The organism is Streptomyces sp. NBC_00203 (assembly GCF_045206325.1).
GTDB classification, from domain to species: Bacteria; Actinomycetota; Actinomycetes; order Streptomycetales; family Streptomycetaceae; genus Streptomyces; species Streptomyces lutosisoli.
Map to the genome: position 1 here is coordinate 4,172,716 of NZ_CP108126.1, position 20,022 is coordinate 4,192,737.

The 20,022-nt window shown below is 68.9% G+C and carries 15 protein-coding genes and 1 other RNA gene; 7 read left to right on the forward strand and 9 right to left on the reverse strand.

Annotated features, from left to right (window positions below):
* The first annotated feature begins 133 nt into the window (after window positions 1–133).
* From OG975_RS18845 to OG975_RS18870, 6 genes are all read left to right on the forward strand, one after another.
* Window positions 134–1,429, forward strand: coding sequence for an ABC transporter substrate-binding protein (locus OG975_RS18845; protein WP_406330438.1), 1,296 nt, complete (start codon window positions 134–136; stop codon window positions 1,427–1,429).
* The gene (locus OG975_RS18850) at window positions 1,426–2,391 is read left to right on the forward strand and encodes a sugar ABC transporter permease (protein ID WP_327429137.1); all 966 of its coding nucleotides are present in this window, start codon (window positions 1,426–1,428) and stop codon (window positions 2,389–2,391) included. The genes OG975_RS18845 and OG975_RS18850 overlap by 4 nt, the downstream gene beginning before the upstream one ends.
* Window positions 2,388–3,209, forward strand: coding sequence for a carbohydrate ABC transporter permease (locus tag OG975_RS18855; protein WP_330304964.1), 822 nt, complete (start codon window positions 2,388–2,390; stop codon window positions 3,207–3,209). Before OG975_RS18850 ends, OG975_RS18855 begins: the two co-directional genes overlap by 4 nt.
* An 11-nt stretch (window positions 3,210–3,220) precedes the next feature.
* Window positions 3,221–5,470: an alpha-xylosidase gene (yicI, locus tag OG975_RS18860; protein WP_406330439.1), complete on the forward strand. Its 2,250-nt coding sequence runs from the start codon at window positions 3,221–3,223 to the stop codon at window positions 5,468–5,470.
* A 2-nt stretch (window positions 5,471–5,472) separates the two neighbouring features.
* Window positions 5,473–6,486 (forward strand): LacI family DNA-binding transcriptional regulator, encoded by a 1,014-nt coding sequence (locus OG975_RS18865; RefSeq protein WP_406330440.1) that lies wholly within the window; start codon window positions 5,473–5,475, stop codon window positions 6,484–6,486.
* Window positions 6,487–6,605: 119 nt separating this feature from the next.
* A complete protein-coding gene (locus OG975_RS18870) occupies window positions 6,606–9,488 on the forward strand; it encodes a glycoside hydrolase family 3 C-terminal domain-containing protein (RefSeq protein ID WP_406330441.1) in 2,883 nt (960 codons plus the stop codon).
* Between the two features lie 79 nt (window positions 9,489–9,567).
* Here the strand turns inward: OG975_RS18870 and ssrA are convergent.
* The 5 genes from ssrA to ftsE all read right to left on the reverse strand — a co-directional run bounded on the left by ssrA (window position 9,568) and on the right by ftsE (window position 13,568).
* Window positions 9,568–9,955: a transfer-messenger RNA gene (ssrA, locus tag OG975_RS18875) on the reverse strand.
* A gap of 98 nt (window positions 9,956–10,053) precedes the next feature.
* On the reverse strand, window positions 10,054–10,587 hold the full coding sequence (gene smpB, locus OG975_RS18880) for an SsrA-binding protein SmpB (RefSeq protein ID WP_406336334.1): 534 nt from the start codon (window positions 10,585–10,587) through the stop codon (window positions 10,054–10,056).
* An 82-nt stretch (window positions 10,588–10,669) separates the two neighbouring features.
* Window positions 10,670–11,857 carry a S41 family peptidase gene (locus OG975_RS18885; RefSeq protein WP_406330442.1) on the reverse strand — a complete coding sequence of 396 codons (1,188 nt, stop codon included), beginning with the start codon at window positions 11,855–11,857 and terminating at the stop codon, window positions 10,670–10,672.
* Between the two features lie 67 nt (window positions 11,858–11,924).
* Window positions 11,925–12,845 (reverse strand): permease-like cell division protein FtsX, encoded by a 921-nt coding sequence (ftsX, locus tag OG975_RS18890; protein ID WP_406330443.1) that lies wholly within the window; start codon window positions 12,843–12,845, stop codon window positions 11,925–11,927.
* Window positions 12,846–12,878: 33 nt separating this feature from the next.
* Window positions 12,879–13,568, reverse strand: coding sequence for a cell division ATP-binding protein FtsE (gene ftsE / locus OG975_RS18895; RefSeq protein WP_406330444.1), 690 nt, complete (start codon window positions 13,566–13,568; stop codon window positions 12,879–12,881).
* Between the two features lie 416 nt (window positions 13,569–13,984).
* Between ftsE and OG975_RS18900 the strand changes: the two genes are divergently transcribed.
* Entirely contained in the window at window positions 13,985–14,176 is a 192-nt protein-coding gene (locus OG975_RS18900; protein WP_028805018.1) for a hypothetical protein, read from the forward strand.
* Between the two features lie 104 nt (window positions 14,177–14,280).
* Here OG975_RS18900 and OG975_RS18905 read toward each other — a convergent pair whose 3' ends face one another.
* From OG975_RS18905 to OG975_RS18920, 4 genes are all read right to left on the reverse strand, one after another.
* Window positions 14,281–14,898 (reverse strand): hypothetical protein, encoded by a 618-nt coding sequence (locus tag OG975_RS18905; protein WP_406330445.1) that lies wholly within the window; start codon window positions 14,896–14,898, stop codon window positions 14,281–14,283.
* 326 nt (window positions 14,899–15,224) lie between these two features.
* Entirely contained in the window at window positions 15,225–16,331 is a 1,107-nt protein-coding gene (gene prfB, locus OG975_RS18910) for a peptide chain release factor 2 (protein WP_406330446.1), read from the reverse strand.
* Window positions 16,332–16,661: 330 nt separating this feature from the next.
* Window positions 16,662–17,906 carry a serine/threonine-protein kinase gene (locus OG975_RS18915; RefSeq protein ID WP_406330447.1) on the reverse strand — a complete coding sequence of 415 codons (1,245 nt, stop codon included), beginning with the start codon at window positions 17,904–17,906 and terminating at the stop codon, window positions 16,662–16,664.
* Window positions 17,907–18,128: 222 nt separating this feature from the next.
* Window positions 18,129–19,865 carry a serine/threonine-protein kinase gene (locus OG975_RS18920; RefSeq protein WP_406330448.1) on the reverse strand — a complete coding sequence of 579 codons (1,737 nt, stop codon included), beginning with the start codon at window positions 19,863–19,865 and terminating at the stop codon, window positions 18,129–18,131.
* Window positions 19,866–20,022 lie beyond the last annotated feature (157 nt).

Consider the following 20,022-nt stretch of genomic DNA (forward strand, 5'->3'; position numbering starts at 1 on the left):
CGCACCCCATTGACGCGCTCACAGCCCCCACATACCTTCCCCCGTCGAAGCGCTTCGACGTCACGCATCGAATCGATTCGATGAACGCTGCGTGACGGCCCCGAAACCCATCCAACTCCCCTGGAGGCAATGGATGTCGACGACACGAAGGCGTGTGGTGGCGACGGCTGCGGTGGCCCTGGCGGGCACCCTGCTGCTGGCCTCATGCGGCGACTCGGACAATGGTTCCTCGGACGGCAAGACGCTGAAACTGTGGCACTACGAAGGGCCGGACAGCGCGATGGGCGCGGCCTGGAAGGAGGCCATCAAGGAGTTCGAGGCGACGCATCCGGGCGTGAAGGTGAAGTTCGAGGAGAAGGGCTTCGAGCAGATCCAGAAGACGGCCCAGATGGTCCTCAACTCGAACGACGCGCCGGACATCATGGAGTACAACAAGGGCAACGCGACCGCCGGTCTGCTCTCGAAGCAGGGCCTGCTGACCGACCTCACCGCCGAGGCCGCCAAACGCGGCTGGGACAAGAAGGTCAGCGGCGGTGTGCGGACCATCAGCCAGTACGACGCCAACGGGGTCATGGGCTCCGGCAAGTGGTACGGCGTGCCCAACTACGCCGAGTACACGATGGTGTTCTACAACAAGGACCTCTTCAAGAAGTACGGCATCGCCGAGCCCACCAGCCTTGCCGAACTCACCGCCGCCATGGACACGTTCGTGGCGAAGGGCATCACCCCGCTCGCGAACGCCGGCGCCGAGTACATGGCCCAGCAGTACCTCTACCAGCTGGCCCTGTCGAAGGCCGACCGCGCGTGGGTCGACTCGTACGAGCTGTACAAGGGCAAGACCGACTTCCATGACGCCGCCTGGACGTATGCCGCCGAGACCTTCGCCGACTGGGTGAAGAAGGGCTACATCAGCAAGAAGTCCAGCGGCACCAAGGCCGAGGACGCGGGCGTCTCCTTCATCCAGGGCAAGAGCCCGATCCTGTTCTCCGGCAGCTGGTGGTACGGCCGCTTCAAGACGGAGAACAAGTTCGACTGGGGCACCTTCCTCTGGCCGGACACGGGCCTCACCCTCGGCTCCGGCGGCAACATCTGGGTCGTCCCCAAGGGCGCCAAGAACAAGGATCTCGCCTACGACTTCATCGACATCACCATGTCGAAGAAGATCCAGAACCTGCTCGGCAACAAGGGCGGAGTCCCGGTGGCCGCCGACCCGGCCGCCATCACCGACCCGCAGGCCAAGACACTCATCGCCAACTTCAACACCCTCTCCGGGAAAGACGGCCTGGCCTTCTATCCCGACTGGCCGGTCGCCGGCTTCTACGACGTCCTCGTCTCCGAGACGCAGAAGCTGATCACCGGGAGCGAGAAACCGGACGCCTATCTGAGCGCGTTGCAGAAGGCGTACGACAAGGGCGTACCGAAGACATGACGGTCACCGTCGAGCGGGACGGCCGGGTGCTCCACACACCGCACGAGGTGAGGCACCCGCGCCGCCCCCGCGACTCCTACGCCCTCTTCCTGCTCCCCGGCGTCCTCGCCTTCCTCACGGTGATCGTCGTCCCGTTCCTGATGAACACCGGCGTCAGCTTCACCGACTGGCAGGGCGTCGGCAGCCCGAAGTGGTCCGGGCTCGCCAACTACCGTGAGCTGCTGGACGATTCCGAGTTCTGGGCGTCGTTCCGGCACAGCCTCTTCATGGTCCTCGCCATGGCCGCCGTACCGACGGTCCTCGGACTCGTCCTGGCCGCCGCCCTCTTCGACTTCGTCGGCAAGCACTTCGGAACGAAGACCGCCGCGGTCCTGCGTGCCTGCTTCTACCTCCCCCAGGTCCTGCCGATCGCCGTCGCCGGCATCGTCTGGAGCTGGATCCTCGCTCCCGACAACGGCTCCCTGAACGAGCTCCTGAAGGCCGTCCACCTCGGATCGCTCCAGCAGGACTGGCTCGGTGACCCCGACATCGCCCTCTACAGCGTCATGGGCGTGATGGTGTGGGTGCAGATCGGCTTCCCGCTGGTGGTCTTCATGGCGGGGCTGCAACGCGTCGATCCGCAGCTGTACGAGGCCGCCGAGCTGGACGGCGCGGGCTGGTGGCGGCGCTTCTGGCACATCACGCTGCCGCAGATCAGGCCCGAGATCTACGTCGTCCTGCTGTGGTGCACGATCGCCGCGCTGAAGGTGTTCGGAGCGGTGTACGTCCTCACGAAGGGCGGCCCGGGCGGCGCCACCGACGTGCCCTCCTACTTCTCCTTCACCACCTTCTTCGAGAAGACCCAGGTCGGCTACGGCGCCGCGATCTCCACCGTGCTGACGGTGATCATCCTCGCTCTGGCCCTCATCGGCCTCAAGCTCCAGACCCGCGCCGAGGACGCCGAGGAAGGACTCCGCACATGACCGCCCTGCGTCGCTATCCGGTTCTCCTCGCCCTGGTGATCGCGGCCCTCTTCATGGTGCTGCCGTTCGGCATCGTCGCGATCAACGCGGTCAAGTCCCCCGCCGAATACTCCGCGCACGGCCCGCTCAGCCTCCCCAAGGGCCTCTACCTCGACGGCCTGAAGGACTTCTGGCAGCGCGTGGACTTCGGCCAGAAGCTCGTCAACTCGATCCTCATCTCCGGCTCGGTGGCGATCGGCGCCGCCGTCCTCTCCGTCCTCAACGCATACGCGATCGGCATCGGCCGGATCAAGGGCCGCACCTGGGTGCTCGCCTTCTTCGTCCTCGCGAACATGCTGCCGCAGGAGGCGCTGGTCTACCCGGTCTACTACCTGAGCAAGCAGGCGGGCCTCTACGACACCCGGCTCAGCGTGATCATCGTGTTCACCGTCATCCAGGCGGCCTTCGGGACCTATCTCCTGTCCTCCGTCCTCGGCCAGTTCCCCCGCGAAATCATCGAAGCCGCCCGGATCGACGGGGCGAACAAATGGCAGGTGCTGTGGCGGATCGTGGTCCCCGTCAGCCGCCCCACGATCGGCGTGCTCCTGGTCTTCTTCTTCATCTGGACCTGGAACGAGTTCCTGCTGCCCCTGGTCATGCTGATCTCCAACGACAACCAGACGGTGTCGGTGGCACTCGGCGTCCTCCAGGGCCAACGCCTGATGGACGCCACGATGACCAACGCGGCCGCCCTCCTCGGTGTCCTCCCCGCCATCGTCTTCTTCCTCGTCTTCCAGCGGACCCTCACCCGCGGCATCGCCGTCGGCGCAGTGAAGTAAGGGGTACGAAAGTGAAGTTCACCGACGGCTACTGGCTGCTGCGCGAAGGCGTCACCGCCGCGCACCCGGTCGAGGTCCTCGATGTCAGCGCGCCCCAGGGAACCCTGGAGATCCACGCGCCGACGCAGCCCATCCGCCACCGAGGCGACCTGCTGAAGGGACCGGTCGTGACGATCAGCGCGCACGCGCCGATACCCGACGTCATCGGCGTCACGTTCACGCACTTCCAGGGCGAGGAGCCGAGGAAGCCCCAATTCGAGGTCCAGAAGGCCGAGTTCACTCCGGTCGCGGAGTACGACGACGACCACGCGACCCTCACCGCCGGGGCGCTCTCCCTCAAGGTCGCCCGCACCACCCCCTGGCACGTCGACTTCCTCGCCCACGGCCGCACCCTCACCACCAGCGGCCCCAAGGGCATGGGCATCATGCGGGACGCCACCGGCGCCCACTATCTGCGCGAACAGCTGAACCTCGGCGTCGGGACACAGGTCTTCGGTCTCGGCGAACGGTTCGGGCCGCTCGTCAAGAACGGCCAGGTCGTCGACATGTGGAACGCCGACGGCGGCACGGCCACCGAACAGGCCTACAAGAACGTGCCGTTCTATCTGACGGACGCGGGGTACGGGGTCTTCGTCGACCATCCGGGGCGGGTGTCTTTCGAGGTCGGTTCGGAGGCGGTCTCCCGGGTGCAGTTCAGCGCCGAGACGCAACAGCTGACGTACTACGTCATCTACGGTCCGACGCCCAAGGACATCCTGCGCAAGTACACGGCGCTCACCGGACGTCCGGCCCTCCCGCCCGCCTGGTCGTTCGGGCTGTGGCTGTCGACGTCCTTCACCACCTCCTACGACGAGGCCACCGTCACGTCCTTCATCGACGGGATGCGGGAGCGCGAACTCCCGCTCTCCGTCTTCCACTTCGACTGCTTCTGGATGCGCGAGTTCAACTGGTGCGACTTCCAGTGGGATCCCCGGGTGTTCCCCGATCCGGAGGGGATGCTGGCGCGGCTGAAGGACAAGGGGCTGCGGATCTGCGTATGGATCAATCCGTACATCGCGCAGCGTTCGCCGCTCTTCGCGGAGGGGCGGGCCCTCGGGCATCTGCTCAAGCGGCCCGACGGCAGTGTCTGGCAGTGGGACCTGTGGCAGCCGGGCATGGCGCTGGTCGACTTCACGAGCGAGGCCGCCCGGGAGTGGTACGCGGCCAAGCTGGAGGCGCTGCTCGCGCAGGGCGTCGACTGCTTCAAGACCGACTTCGGCGAGCGGGTCCCGGTGGATGTGGCGTACGCGGACGGCGCCGACCCCGAGCGGATGCACAACTACTACACCTACCTCTACAACCAGACCGTCTTCGATGTGCTCCGCAAACACCGGGGCGAGCACGAGGCCGTCGTCTTCGCGCGCTCGGCGACGACCGGCAGTCAGAAGTTCCCGGTGCACTGGGGCGGCGACTGCGAGGCAACGTACGAGTCGATGGCCGAGTCGCTGCGCGGCGGGCTCAGCCTCGGTATGTCGGGGTTCGGGTTCTGGAGCCATGACATCGGCGGGTTCGAGGGGACGCCGACGCCCGCACTGTTCAAGCGGTGGATCGCCTTCGGTCTGCTGTCCTCGCACAGCAGACTGCACGGATCGTCCTCGTACCGCGTGCCCTGGCTCTTCGACGAGGAGGCCGTGGACGTCCTGCGGCTGTTCACCCGGCTGAAGCTCGGCCTCATGCCCTATCTGTACGAGGCTGCCCGCGCCGCCCACGCGGAGGGCGTGCCGATGATGCGGGCGATGGTGCTGGAGTTCCCGGACGACCCCGGGTGCGCGCATCTGGAGCGGCAGTACATGCTCGGCCCGGATCTGCTGGTCGCGCCCGTCTTCAGCGACGACGGGGATGTCTCGTACTACGTGCCCGAGGGGACCTGGACCCACTTCCTGAGCGGGCGGACGGTGACCGGTCCGCGCTGGGTGCGCGAGCGGCACGGCTTCCTGAGCGTGCCGCTCCTCGTCCGGCCGGGCGCGGTGATTCCGGTCGGGGCGGTGGACGACCGGCCCGACTACGACCACGCCGACGGGGTCACCCTGCGCGCGTACGGCCTGGAGCGGGGCACGCAGGTGACGGTGCCGGTCGGCGGCGTCACCTTCACCGTCGTACGTGAGGGGGACACGCTGCGGGCTTCGTCCAGTGATCCCTCGGCGCCCTGGGGGCTGGCCGCGGGCGGGCGTGAGGTGCGGGCGAAGGCCGGGACGGGCTTCCTGTCGTTGGAGTTGAACTGAGCATGGTCAAGATCACCGATGTGGCGCGGCACGCCGGGGTGTCCCCCAGCACCGTCTCGTACGCCCTCAGCGGCAAGCGCCCGATCTCCGAGGAGACGCGGCAGCGCATCGAGGCGAGCATCCGCGAGCTGGGCTACCGGCCGCACGCGGGCGCGCGGGCGCTGGCCAGCAGCCGGTCGAACGTCCTGGCGCTGGTGGTGCCGCTGCGGGCGGGCATCCATGTGCCGGTCGTGATGCAGTTCGCGGTGTCGGTGGTGACGGCGGCGCGGCAGCACGACCACGACGTCCTGCTGCTCACCCAGGAGGAGGGCGAGGACGGGCTGCGGCGGGTCGCGGACACCGCGCTGGTGGACGCGCTGATCGTGATGGACGTACAACTCCACGACGCCCGGCTGCCGTTGCTGCGCGCACTGGACCGGCCTTCCGTGCTCATCGGGTTCCCCGCGAAGCCGGACGGGCTGACCTGCATCGACCTCGACTTCAAGGCCGCCGGCGAGCTGTGCGTCGAGCGCCTTGCCGGGCTCGGGCACCGGGTCGTGGCGCTGGTCGGTTCGCCGCCCGAGGTGTACGTACGGGGGACGGCGTTCGCCCAGCGCGTGGTGGAGGGGTTCACGGCGGCCGCCGACCGGGGCGGACTCGCGTCCTCCGTGCACCCCTGCGAGGCCTCGCCCGCCGCCGCCCGCCGGGTCGCCGAGCAACTGCTCCGTGAACAGCCGGCGTTGACCGGTGTCGTCGTGCACAACGAGCCGGTCCTGGAGCCGCTGATCGACGCCTTCGAGCAGCTCGGTCTGCGGGTCCCCGGCGATCTGTCGGTCACCGCCATCTGCCCGGACGAACTCGCCGAGGGCGTCCGCGTCCCTGTCACCTCCATCGCCATCCCGTCCGCCGAAGTCGGGGCGCAGGCGGTGGAGTTGCTGATGAAGAAGCTCGACGGCACGCCCGTACCGGAGGCGACCCTGCTCGCTCCCCGGATGGCGGAGCGGGCCAGCACCGCACCGCGCACGCTGACCTCCTAAGGAGCCGTGTCATGAGGAAAGGCAAGAAGAGAAGAGGACCGAGAACCGCACCCGGAAGACCCAGAACGGCGGCCGCAGGGCTGGGAACAGCGGTCGGAAGACCGAGAACAGCGGCCCTGGTGACCGTGGCCCTCGCGCTGATCGCGGGCCTGGCCACCACCACGGGCCCCGCCACCGCCTCCTCGTACCCCTACCCCTTCCGCGACCCCCGGCTCCCCGTCACCGAACGCGTCGACGACCTCCTGGGAAGACTGACCCTCGACGAGAAGGTCTCCCTCCTCCACCAGTACGAGCCCGCGATCCCCCGCCTCGGCATCCAGGCGTTCCGCACCGGCACCGAGGCCCTGCACGGCGTCGCCTGGCTCGGCAAGACGACCGTGTTCCCGCAGGCCATCGGGCTCGCCTCGACCTGGGACCCGGCGCTGATCGAGCAGGTCGGTTCGGCGGTCGGCGACGAGGCGCGCGGCTTCCAGCAGGAGCGCCCGGACGGCTGGGGCCTCAACCTCTGGGCGCCGGTGGTGAACCTGCTGCGCGACCCGCGCTGGGGGCGCAACGAGGAGGGCTACTCCGAGGACCCGTACCTGACCGGCTCGATCTCCACGGCGTACGGCGACGGCCTGACCGGCGGCGACCCCGACCACCTCAAGACGGCGCCCACCCTCAAGCACTACCTCGCCAACAACAACGAGGTGCACCGCGCGACCACATCCTCCGACCTGCGCCCGCGCGTGCAGCACGAGTACGACGAGGCGGCGTTCAAGCCGGCCATCGCGGCGGACGCGGCGACGGGCGTCATGTCCTCCTACAACCTGGTCAACGGCCGCCCCGACACGGTCAATCCGGACCTGAACGACGTCGTACGGTCCTGGAGTTCACGTGATCTGCTCAACGTCACCGACGCCTTCGCCCCCGGCAACCTGCTCCCCGGCACCCAGAACTACTACCCCACGCTCGCCGAGGGCGACGCGGCCGCACTGAAGGCCGGCATCGACAGCTTCACGGACAACAGCGCGGACTCGGCCCCGACCACGACAGCCGTCAACTCGGCCTTGTCCACAGGCCTGTTGAAGGAGTCGGACGTCGACACGGCCGTCTCCCACATCCTCGCCATCCGTGTCCGGCTCGGCGAATTCGACCCGAACGGCGGGAAGTACGGCTCCATCGACTCGTCCGTGATCAACAGCCCGGCCCACCAGAAGCTGGCCCGGAAGGCGGCGACGGAGGCGGCCGTTCTGCTGAAGAACGACAACGCGCTGCCGCTGAAGCCGTCTTCGAAGAACGTCGCCGTCGTCGGCCCCCTCGCCGACACCCTCTACACCGACTGGTACTCGGGCACACTCCCGTACGCGGTCACGCCCAAGCAGGGCATCGAGACGAAACTCGGCACGTCGGTGGCGAGCAGCGAGGGCGCGGACCGCATCGCGCTGAAGGACACCACGACGGGGAAGTACGTCACGGCGGGCACCTCCGATGCCGGTTCGGCCCTGAAGGAGAGCACGGACACCGGTACGGCGTCCCAGTTCGACGTCTTCGACTGGGGCTCCGGCATCGTGACCCTGCGCTCGGCCGCCAACGGCAAGTACGTCGGCTACAACTGGTCGAACTTCGTCAACGACCAGGTCCAGCCCAACGGCTGGTTCGTGCAGCAGCAGTTCAAGCTGGAGAAGCAGGACGACGGCAGCTACCTGCTCCGGTACGCCGGATACGAGACCGGCGAGTCCTGGTGGTCGAACCCCGTCTACCTCGGCCCGGCCGGCGACGACGGCACCCTCGGCCTGGTCACCAAGGAACAGGCCGCCCACTACGCCAAGGACGTCGTCCGCAGCGGTGTCGACGAGGCCGTGGCCGCGGTGAAGGGCAAGGACACGGCGGTGGTCGTGGTCGGCTCGATGCCGTCGATCAACGGCCGCGAGGACCACGACCGCACCGACATGGGCCTGGCACCCTCGCAGGAAGCCCTGGTCAAGGCGGTGCACGCGGCCAACCCGAAGACGGTCGTGGTCGTCGAGAACAGCTACCCGACCACCCTCGGCGCCCTCCAGAAGGACGTCCCCGCCCTCCTGTGGACCACCCACGCGGGCCAGGAAACCGGCAACGCCCTCGCCGACCTCCTCTACGGCGACGCGAACCCGGCGGGCCGCCTCACCCAGACCTGGTACCAGTCGGAGTCGGACCTCCCGTCGATCCTCGACTACGACATCATCAAGTCCGACCGCACCTACCAGTACTTCAAGGGGCAGCCCCTCTACCCCTTCGGCTACGGCCTCTCGTACACCTCGTTCCGCTACGGCGCCCTCAAGCGCGTGGACGGCGGTTACGAGGTCGCCGTCACCAACACCGGCAAGCGCGCCGGCGACGAGGTCGTCCAGCTCTACACACACCAGCGGGTGTCCCGCGACAAACAGCCGCTGAAGCAGCTGAAGGCCTACGCCCGGGTGTCGCTGAAGCCGGGCGAGACGAAGACGGTGAAGCTGAAGCTGCGCACGAAGGACCTCGCCCACTGGGACGTCACGCGCTCGAAGTGGGTGGTGGAGAAGGGGACTTATGACGTCCTGGCCGGCGCCTCCTCCTCCGACATCCGCTCCCGTACGACGCTGACGGCACAGGGCGAGACGATCCCGGCCCGGGATCTCACCAAGGTGACGCGGGCGGAGAACTTCGACGACTACGCGGACGTCCGCCTGGTCGACGAGTCGAAGGCGCGCGGCACCGCGGTGGGGTCGTCGGGCGACGGCGCCTGGCTGAGGTTCAGCGACGCCCAGCTCGGCGCGGGCGCTTCGCGGTTCACCGGACAGCTGGCGGGGACCTCCGCCGGCACGGTCGAGATCCGCCTCGGGTCGCCCACGGGAACCCTGGTCGGCACGGCGCACACGGACGGCACGTCATCCGCGTACGACTACAAGACGGTGACGGCCGACCTTTCCTCGGCGGCGAAGGGCCGCCAGGACGTGTATCTGGTGCTGAGCGGGGGTCTGCGACTTTCGACGTTCTCGCTTCGCTGAAAGTCACCGAAAGTCAGGGAAGGCCAGGGAAAGGGTAAAGCCCCGCTGCCGAGGCAGCGGGGCTTTACCCACATGGGATGAGTGGAGATGGCGGGAATCGAACCCGCGTCCAACGGTGCAGAATCAGGGCTTCTCCGAGCGCAGTTCGCTGTGATTTTCTCGGCCCCGGTGATCTCGCGAACAAGTCTCCGACGGGCCCAGCCACTGTTTGATTTCCCACCGAACCCCGTGACCGGGCTCGGCGGTTTAGTTCCCTAGATTATGCCAGGATCCGGGTCGGGAACACTCCCGGGCTGACACCCTTTTAGGGTCCTTCAGTCGCTGTTATTAGGCAGCGAGGGCGAAGGACTGGGAATCGCTCTTGGAATTGGCGATTATTGGTTGCGACATATGGTTTACGAGATCATTGCCGCTTCCTCGGCTCGCTTCCCCTGCTTCGACAGCCGCTGTCGAAACCGATCATCCCCATGTTGATTTTTCAATGCTCACACCGGTTGCCCGGTGTTGGTGCCATCTTACGTGACCAACGCACGACGATGCCAGCCTATTCCCGCGGGGCAGCCGCCTACTGGCCGCGCTGCTTCCGCTTCGCCGCCGCGATCGCGCGGTCCGACTCCCGCCGGTCCTGCTTCTCGCGCAGGGTCTGCCGCTTGTCGTACTCCTTCTTACCGCGGGCGAGCGCGATCTCGGCCTTCGCGCGACCGTCCTTGAAGTACAGGACGAGGGGCACGATCGTGTGACCCGTCTCCTCGGACTTCGACGCCAGCTTGTCGATCTCCTCGCGGTGCAGGAGCAGCTTGCGCTTGCGGCGCGCGGAGTGGTTGGTCCAGCTGCCCTGGGTGTACTCGGGGATGTGGGCGTTGTGCAGCCACGCCTCGCCCCCGTCGATCTGGACGAAACCGTCGGCCAGCGAGGCGCGGCCCTGGCGCAGCGACTTCACCTCGGTGCCGGTCAGGACGAGCCCGGCCTCGTAGGTGTCGATGATCGCGTAGTCGTGCCGTGCCTTCTTGTTCTGGGCGACGATCTTGCGCTTGCCGTCCTTGGGCTTGCCGGAGCCCGCCCCGCCCTGCTTGGGCTGGGACTCCTTCGGTACATACATTCCCTTGCTCATAGTGCTGGCCATTTTCGCACTACAGGGGGGCCGGAGGGAAAGGTGATTACGAGGCCCCGCGAACGGTCGGCTACGACGCGTCGCCGAGCCCGCTCAGCACGGTCTCGGCCCGCTCCAGGGACCGCGTGTCCGCCTCCAGGTCGGGGGTGATGCCCCGGCCGTCGACACCGCGTCCGGAGGGGGTGCGGTAGTGCCCGACGGTCAGCTCGGCGACGGAGCCGTCGGGCAGCCGGCTCGGCATCTGGACCGAGCCCTTGCCGAAGGTCCTGGAGCCCACGACGACCGCGCGGCCACGGTCCTGGAGGGCTCCGGTGAGCAGCTCGGCCGCGCTCATCGTGCCGCCGTCGACGAGCGCGACCAGGGGTCTGGCCGTGTCCCCGCCGGGGTCGGCGTGCAGGGCGCGCTGCTGTCCGTCCACGTCGTAGGTGGCGACGAGGCCGCCGTCGAGGAAGGCGGAGGCGGCGGTGACGGCCTCGGTGACCAGGCCTCCGGAGTTGCCGCGCAGGTCGAGGACGATCCCGCCGTCCTCGGGCGCCTGGTCGACGGCGGCCCGTACGGCGTCGCCGACGCCCTTGGTGAAGGCGGCGACCTTGATCACGGTGACGCCGCCGGGGAGTGTGCGCACCGTCACGGAGTCCGTGGAGAGCCGGGCCCGGCGCAAGGTCTCGCGCCACGCGCGCGTGCCGCGCTCCAGGCCGAGGGAGACCTCCGTACCGGCGGCCGCGTCGTCCGCGTCGCCGCGCAGTAAGGAGACGACCTCGGTGACCGGCCGGCCGTCCACCTTCTCGCCGTCGACGCTGCGCAGCCGGTCGCCCTTGCGGATCCCGGCGGCCGCCGCGGGCGAGCCCGTCCGGACGCGGGTCACCTCGATCCGTCCGTCACGCTCGCGCCGGGCCCACAGCCCGACGCCGGTGTACTGGCCGTCGAGGGCCTCCTCGAACTCCTCGTAGTCGCCCTGGGAGTAGACCGCGCCCCAGCGGTCGCCGCTGCGGCTGACGGCGCGCTCGGCGGCCTCCATGGGCGACTTGCCGTCGGCCATCGCCTCGGCGGCGGCCTCCGCGACGTCCTCGTGGTGGCTCGTGGCCGCCGAACGAGCCGCGGAAGAAGGAAGGGAAGAGGGGGAGGAAGAGGATTTCGGACCCGGGTCGGAGAAGGATCCGGTCGCCGCACCGGCGACGAGGACGCTCGCGAACACCAATGTCAGGGCGGCCCCGCGGCGGATGCGGCGGGGCTCACAGAACAGGTCACGACCTGACATGGCGGTGAGTCTAGGACAACGCAAGGGGCCGCACCGCCGGTTGGCAGTACGGCCCCCTTGGCATGCGTCACACCTTGAGGTACTTGCGCAACGCGAAGAAAGCGGCCAGCGCGGGCATCAGCAGACTCGTCGCGAGGATGAGCGGCAGCTTCGTCAGAACGGCGTCCCAGCCGATGAAGTTGATCAGGTTCAGCTTCTCGGACAGGGCCAGACCGTGGTCGATGATGAAGTAGCGGGCGATCAGCAGGAAGCCGCAGGCGACACCACCGCCGATGAGCCCGGCGACCGCGGCCTCCATGATGAACGGCGCCTGGATATAGAACCCGGAGGCGCCGACGAGCCGCATGATCCCGGTCTCGCGCCGCCGGCTGAAGGCGGACACGCGCACGGTGTTGACGATCAGCATGAGCGCGACGACGAGCATCATGGCCATCACCGCCCGTGCGGCCCAGTTCATGCCGTTGAGCAGCCCGAAGAGGTTGTCCAGGATGCCCTTCTGGTCCTGCACGGACTGCACGCCGTCCCGCCCGTCGAAGGCGGTCGCGATGACCTGGTACTTCTCCGGGTCCTTCAGCTTGATGCGGTACGACTCCTGCATCTGGTCCGGCGTGAGGGAGCTGGCCAGCGGGGAGTCGCCGAACTGCTCCTTGTAGTGCTTGTAGGCCTGGTCCGACGACTCGTAGGTGACCTTCTGGACGACCGTCGACATCTTGTCCAGGTCGGCGAGGATCTGCTTCTTCTGGTCGGTGGTCACCGCGCCCTTGGCGCAGTTGGGGTCGGACTCGGCGTCGCTCTTGTTGCAGAGGAAGATCGAGACGTTGACCTTGTCGTACCAGTAGCCCTTCATCGTGCTCACCTGGTCGCTCATCAGGAGCGAACCGCCGAACAGGGCGAGCGAGAGGGCGACCGAGACGACGACCGCGAAGGTCATGGTCAGATTGCGGCGGAGACCGACACCGATCTCCGACAGAACGAACTGGGCGCGCATGGCGTCTTCTTCAGACCTTTCCGTGGACGATGATCAGTGCTGGTAGCCGTAGACGCCGCGCGCCTGGTCGCGGACGAGACGGCCCTGCTCCAGCTCGATGACGCGCTTGCGCATCTGGTCCACGATGTTCTGGTCGTGCGTCGCCATCAGCACAGTCGTGCCCGTCCGGTTGATGCGGTCGAGCAGCTTCATGATGCCGACGGAGGTCTGCGGGTCGAGGTTTCCGGTCGGCTCGTCGGCGATGAGGAGCTTGGGCCGGTTCACGAAGGCTCTCGCGATGGCCACGCGCTGCTGCTCACCACCGGACAGCTCGCCGGGCATCCGGTCCTCCTTGCCGCCCAGACCGACGAGGTCGAGCACCTGGGGCACGGACTTGCGGATCTCACCGCGCGACTTGCCGATGACCTCCTGTGCGAAGGCCACGTTCTCGGCGACCGTCTTGTTCGGCAGGAGACGGAAGTCCTGGAAGACGGTCCCCAGCTGGCGCCGCATCTGCGGCACCTTCCAGTTGGAGAGGCGCGCGAGGTCCTTGCCCAGGACGTGCACCTGGCCGTGACTGGTCCGCTCCTCGCGGAGGATCAGCCGCAGGAAGGTGGACTTTCCGGAGCCGGAGGACCCCACGAGGAACACGAACTCTCCGCGCTCGACCTCCAGGGTGACATCCCTGAGAGCGGGCCGGGTCTGCTTGGGGTAGACCTTGGAGACGTTGTCGAATCGGATCACGGATGCACCACGGGTCGCCGGGGGTAGGTGTGCGTGACCATACGCGACCCGAGCACGCAAGCGCAGGCGCTGGTAGGGCTTGCACGGGGCTTGTACGTATTTGTGCAGAACTTCGCACAGAGCTTTGTACAGGGTTTTGTATAGGGCTTCGACCGGTGCTTGGAAACGCCCCCAGTGGAGCGCCCCAAAGGGGCGCGAGGAACTGCGCGCCCAGCCCCCACCGGACCGCCAGCCGCGCCCCGAACCCCAGCCACCCCACCCAGAGCGCCCGGCCTAACCCGCGGAGCGCAGGGCAGGATAAGGCGAACCGCGCCGAAATCCGTGGAACCTGGCACAGTGGAAGGGGAACGGTTGCGTTCCCCGCAGCGTTAAGTAGAGCGTTGTGTACGCCGAGAAGGCGCAAGGAGGGCGAGCGCATGACGTACGACCGATTGGTGTGCGCTAACTGCGCGGCGCCTGTGAGCGAGGGCCGCTGCCCCGTCTGCCGCGCGAACCGGGAGCGACTCCAGCAGGAGAGCCCCTTCGCCGGCCTGAACCCCATGGCACTGATCGCCCTGCTGGCCGTGCTGATCGCGGCTCTGGCGCTGGTGGCCCACCAGACGGTGTGAGAACCGCGAAGGCGGCGTTACGGCGCTCAGCCCCACCCCTGTGACACGAGAAGGGCCCGGAGCGGTTGCTCCGGGCCCTTCTCACGCACAGGTACGTCAGTACGTCACGCAGCGGCGCCGCGGCCGCCCGCGAGACGCGGCAGCAGGCGGAAGCCGATACCGCCGGCGATCATCGTGGCGGCACCGATGAGCAGGAACGCGGTCTGACCGGCACCCGTCTCGGCCAGCTCGCCGTCGCTCTTGCCCTGGGCCGAGGTGTCCGAGCCCGTGTCGGTGAGGGCCGAGGAGCCCTCTTCCTGGGTGGAGGACCCGCCGTCGGGGTCGGTGTTGCTGTTGCCGCCGGTGGAGCCGGAGCCGCTGGTGGAGCCGTCCGAGGGCTCGGTCGTGGCGGTCGGGTCCGGGTCCTCCGTCGGCTCGGTCGGCTCCTCGGTGGGCTCCGTCGGGTCGTCGGTCGGCGTGGTGGCCGTCGGCTCCGGGTCGGTGCTCGGCGGGTCGGTCGGGACCGTCTCGGTGGGCGCCGGGTCCGTGGTCGGGTCCGTGGGCGTCGTCGGGATGCCGGTCTCGGTCGGAGTCGGGCTCGGGTCCTCGTCGCCCGCGTTGACACCGATGCCGACATTGAGGTCGAGCGCCGAGGCGGCACCCGCCGCGGTCAGCGAAGCACCGGCGGCAATCACCGCACCGGCGGCTATCCGCGCCACACGGATCCGCGTCTTCTTGGTCATCTGCCTGCTACCCCCAGTAGCTGATCGTCAATGGAGCAGCGCCCGGGGCCACGGCGTCACAGGTGGCTTTTCTCAAGCCCCCCGGTTCACATGCGCCCCAGAGATACGCATGCCACCCGTTACCCTTCCCAGTTTTCAAAGCAACGTCAAGGTCGTTGCGTACGCGATGTCCGGATCAACATCATTTGCCTGCCGTGAGGACATGTGACTGTGACGTAAAACCCAGACAACCCTCACACAAAAGGCAACTGCCGCCCGATGGGCGGCAGTTGCCTTGTCGACAAAGAGGCGTCAAAGGGGCGCGAATGCGCCCGCGCAATGCCCGCCTACTTCTCCTGCTGCTTGCGCCAGCGAATTCCGGCCTCCAGGAAGCCGTCGATCTCACCGTTGAACACGGACTCCGGGTTACCGACTTCGAACTCGGTGCGCAGGTCCTTGACCATCTGGTACGGGTGCAGGACGTACGAACGCATCTGGTTGCCCCAGGAGTTGCCGCCGTCGCCCTTGAGGGCGTCCATCTTGGCCTGCTCCTCCTGCCGGCGCCGCTCAAGGAGCTTGGCCTGCAGAACGTTCATGGCGCTGGCCTTGTTCTGGATCTGCGACCGCTCGTTCTGACACGACACGACGATGCCGGTGGGAAGGTGGGTCAGCCGCACCGCGGAGTCGGTGGTGTTGACGCCCTGGCCGCCGGGGCCCGACGACCGGTACACATCCACCCGCAGCTCGGACTCGTCGATCTCGATGTGGTCGGTCTGCTCGACCACGGGCAGGATCTCGACACCGGCGAAGGAGGTCTGGCGACGCCCCTGGTTGTCGAACGGCGAGATGCGCACGAGCCGGTGGGTGCCCTGCTCCACGGAGAGCGTGCCGTACGCGTACGGGACGTGGACGGCGAAGGTGGTGGACTTGATCCCCGCCTCTTCCGCGTACGAGGTCTCGTAGAGCTCCGTCTTGTAGCCGTGGCGCTCGGCCCAGCGCAGGTACATGCGCTGCAGCTTCTCGGCGAAGTCGGAGGCGTCGACGCCGCCGGCCTCGGCACGGATGGTGACGACGGCCTCACGGGAGTCGTACTCCCCGGAGAGCAGCGTCCGGACTTCCATCTCGTCCAGCGCCTTCTTGACGGCGACGAGCTCGGCGTCGGCCTCGGCACGGGTGTCCGGGTCGTCCTCCTCCTCGGCCATCTCGAAGAGCACGCTCAGATCGTCGATACGCCCGCGCAGCGCCTCGGCCTTCCTGACCTCCGCCTGGAGGTGGCTCAGCTTGCTGGTGATCTTCTGCGCCTCGTCCGGGTCGTCCCACAGGGACGGCGCGGCCGCCTGCTCCTCGAGCACGGCGACATCTGCCCTCAGCTTGTCGAGGTCCAGGACGGCCTCGATCGACTCCATGGTCGAGGAGAGGGACTTGAGCTCTTCGGATACATCGACGACTGCCACGCCTCCAGCGTAACGGCTACGACAAGCGGGGCTCGCCCCTCGCCCCTGCGGGGCCGGTACGCCGACGTCGACCGCTATGGGGGTGGGATTTTCGGCTGCGGGTGGGTGAGGGCTGGTCGCGCAGTTCCCCGCGCCCCTGACGGCTCGGGGCTACGCCCCATCGCCCCCGGCCCGCCCCGGGTGCTGTTGTCTTTTGTCTTTTAGGGGCGCGGGGAACTGCGCGACCAGCCCCCACCGCCCCGCAGACGACACACAACCCAGGGGGGTCTGGGGGCGCAGCCCCCAGGAACGGGATGGGACGGGTAGGGGCGGCGGGGGCGAAAGAACGCCCTACGGAGAGGCCGGTGCCGAGTTCTTCGTGTCCTGGGGGGTCGCGTCGGCGTCGTCGCCCGACGTGGCGAGCCAGGTACCGACCCCCACCGCGGCGACGAGAACGACAGCCGCCGCCCCCAGCGTGATCCGCCGCCGCCGGGCGGAGGCCCGATGCCGGGCCGACCCCGGCCGGGGAGCCCCCGCGGCCCGCGGCGCGCGAGCCGTACCGCGAGCGCCCCCCGCCAGCTCGTCCGGCCCGGGCACCCTCATCGACGTATGGGTGTCCCGGTTGGAGTCGGGCGCGGCCCCGGACACCAGCGGCACAGCCCCCCGCCGAACCCGCGCCGAGGCGGGAGCGGACGGCTCCGCCGCCTCCTCGTACGCCTCGTCCCCGTCCTCCGACTCCGCGTCCGGCGAATCCACGTCCAACGGCGGCATCCCCGCCAGCAACGGCAACTGCTCCCGCAGCCGCGCCCCCAGCTCCGACGCTCGCAGCCGCGACGCCGGCGCCTTCGCCAGGCACTGCACGATCAGCTGCCAGAGCTCGTCCGGGATGCCGGGGAGCGGGACCACGGTCTCCGTGACATGGCGGCGCAGGACCGCGCCCGGGTGTCCGCCCCCGAAGGGCGTGAAGCCGGCGAGGAGCTCGTACAGGACGGTCGCCAGCGCGTAGATGTCGACGGCGGCCCGCGGCGGCAGCCCCTCGATGATCTCGGGCGCGAGGTAGTCCGGCGTACCGATGATCTTCGTGGCCCGGGTCCGGCGAGGTGAGTCGATGAGTTTCGCCACACCGAAATCGGTCAGCAGCGCGGGGTGCGATCCGCCGGGGCCGAGCGGGCCCTGCATGTCGAGCAGGACGTTCTCGGGCTTCACGTCCCGGTGGACGACCCCGGCGGCGTGCGCGGCCGCGAGCCCGTCCGCGACATCCGCGACGATCGCGACCGCGGCCTCGGGGGCGAGCCGCCGCTCCCGGTCGAGCCGGGTGCGGAGATCCGTACCCCGTACGAGATCCATGACGAGCGCGAGGTCGTTCCCGTCCACCACCAGGTCGCGGACCGCGACCACATGCGGGTCGTCGAGGCCCAGCAGCGCCGTGCGCTCCTGGACGAAACGCCCGACGAGCTCCTGGTCGGACGCGAGGTCCTCGCGCAGCAGCTTGATGGCGACGGGCCCCTCCGGCCCCTCGCCCAGCCACACCGTGCCGGCGCTGCCCCGCCCCAGAATCTGGTTCGCGGTGTACCGGCTCCCGATCTTGCGTGCCAAGACTGCTCCTACAGACGCGTGGTTGTCGCTGCTGCGCCGTCCCGGGGGTGACCCCCGGCCCCCAGCCGACAAAACTACGCGTCCGACGAGCCGATCCTCACCTCGGGGACGGAAATCACCCGTCAGGTGTCGACAAATCTCCAGAGTCAGCTGTCCCTAGGGGCAGTTGTCCCCAGGGACAGGTCTCCAGGGGCAGGTCCCAGAGACAGTCGTTCCCGAGGTTCAGTTGCCGGAGGAGCCGCCCCCGCCGAGATCGCCGATCCAGCCGCTGACGGTGTTGAACCAGTCCTTCAGCTGGGCGAAGTAGCTCTTGCCCGAACCGATCCAGTCCTGGAGGGGACTGAACTCCCAGACCAGCCACCCGGCGACGAACAGGATGACGATGGTGAACAGGCATCCCTTCAGACAGCCGAGCCCCGGAATCTTCATGGGGTTGGAGCTGCGCTGACGGGGCTGTCGCGGCGCGGGCTGCTGGGGCTCCTGCGGCGCCGGCGCGTACCGCTGCGGCTGAGGCTGCTGCTGGGGCGCGGGGGCGTACCGCTGCGGCTGCTGGTGCTGGGGCTGCTGCGGTGCGTACTGCTGCGGCTGCTGAGGCGCGTACTGCTGCGGCTGCTGCTGCGGATACCCGTACCCGGGCGGCGGCTGCTGGCCCTGCGGCGGTCGCTGCTGCTGAGGGCGCTGCTGGGGGCGTGCGACCTGCCGCTGGGGACGGCGGCGCAGCGGGTCCTCGTTCGGGTCGAGGTACTGGATCTGCGTCTGTTCGTTGCGGTCGCGGGCCGCGCGCAGCTGGTTCTGCCAGGGATGCGGGTCCTCGGCCTGACCGGGCTGGCCGAACTGGCCGGGCTGCCCGCCCGGCTGGTGCTGCGGCACGGGCGGCATGACGGCGGTCGGATCGGCCGCGCCACGGTGCGGGAGGACGGAGGTGGGGTCGGCGTCACCGGTGTGCGGCAGGACGCTGGTCGCGCCGTTCGGGTCGTACGCGCCCGCGCCGTGCGGCAGCACCTGCGTGGGATCGGCGGCTCCGGGCATGCCCGGGACGGCCGCCGGGGCCGGGTCGGGGGCGAGCAGTGCCCCCACGGCGTCGGCGGCGGCGATCTGCGCGGCGTTCGCGTGCACACCGACGCCCGCGGCGACGGCGCGCAGCCCGCGCGCGAGGTTCTCGGCGCTCGGCCGCTCGTCCGGGTTCTTGCGCAGACAGCGTTCTATGACGGTCCACAGCGGGTCCGGGACGGTCGAAGGGCGGCGCGGCTCGGCGCTCAGGTGCTGGTGCAGCACCTCGAGGGCGGAGCCGCCGCCGAACGGCGGACGCCCGGTGACCAGCTCGTACAGCAGGATGCCCGCTCCGTAGATGTCGACGGCGGACGTCTGCGGACGCCCCTCCGCGGACTCGGGCGCGACATAGGCGGGGGTGCCGACGAACTCGTGGGTGCGGGTGAGGCCCGGGGAGTCGGCGAGCCGGGCGATGCCGAAGTCCGTGAGCATCGGGTGCATCTGGCCGCCGTCCTGCTTGAGCAGGACGTTCGCGGGCTTCAGGTCGCGGTGGACGACGCCGTCGGCATGGCTGGCGGCGAGCGCGTCGGCGACCTGCGCGGTGAGGAGGGCGGCGGCGACGGGGCTGAAGGGCCCGTTCTCGCGCAGGTAGCGGTGCAGATCGGGCCCGTCGATCAGGTCCATGACGAGGGCGAGCAGATCGCCTTCGACGACGAGGTCCCGTACGCGCACGATGTTCGGGTGGGTCAGCCGGAGCAGCACGGAGCGCTCCCGCAGGAACCGCATCACGATGTCCGCGTCGCTGGCGAGCTCCTCCTTGAGGACCTTGATCGCCACGGTCTCGCCGGGCTGCCCGGCCACGGCCGCCTCGGCGCCCGCGGTCTCCCTCTGGCGGGCTCGCCAGACGGTGCCTGTGGCGCCGCGCCCCAGCGGCTCCTCAAGGAGGTACTTGCTCCCTACCGGCCGCACGTCATGCGCTCCCTGTTGCTTGCTTGCCTGGTCCATCCATCGTGATCACCGTGGTACAGGTGTTCCGACCCACTGTAGTGCCGCCGTACAGGGCACTGGGCTGTTGTCTTTCTGTGCTTCCCATGGGTCCCACAGGCGGTTGTGTTCCGCATAAGCG

Bases quoted from the DNA above. Each gene is read 5' to 3' on its own strand.
- OG975_RS18855 (WP_330304964.1), top strand. From the start codon at position 2,388: ATGACCGCCCTGCGTCGCTATCCGGTTCTCCTCGCCCTGGTGATCGCG.
- OG975_RS18900 (WP_028805018.1), top strand. From the start codon at position 13,985: ATGACGTACGACCGATTGGTGTGCGCTAACTGCGCGGCGCCTGTGAGC.
- OG975_RS18885 (WP_406330442.1), bottom strand. From the start codon at position 11,857: ATGTCAGGTCGTGACCTGTTCTGTGAGCCCCGCCGCATCCGCCGCGGG.
- OG975_RS18865 (WP_406330440.1), top strand. From the start codon at position 5,473: ATGGTCAAGATCACCGATGTGGCGCGGCACGCCGGGGTGTCCCCCAGC.
- ftsX (WP_406330443.1), bottom strand. From the start codon at position 12,845: ATGCGCGCCCAGTTCGTTCTGTCGGAGATCGGTGTCGGTCTCCGCCGC.
- OG975_RS18905 (WP_406330445.1), bottom strand. From the start codon at position 14,898: ATGACCAAGAAGACGCGGATCCGTGTGGCGCGGATAGCCGCCGGTGCG.
- OG975_RS18850 (WP_327429137.1), top strand. From the start codon at position 1,426: ATGACGGTCACCGTCGAGCGGGACGGCCGGGTGCTCCACACACCGCAC.
- OG975_RS18845 (WP_406330438.1), top strand. From the start codon at position 134: ATGTCGACGACACGAAGGCGTGTGGTGGCGACGGCTGCGGTGGCCCTG.
- smpB (WP_406336334.1), bottom strand. From the start codon at position 10,587: ATGTATGTACCGAAGGAGTCCCAGCCCAAGCAGGGCGGGGCGGGCTCC.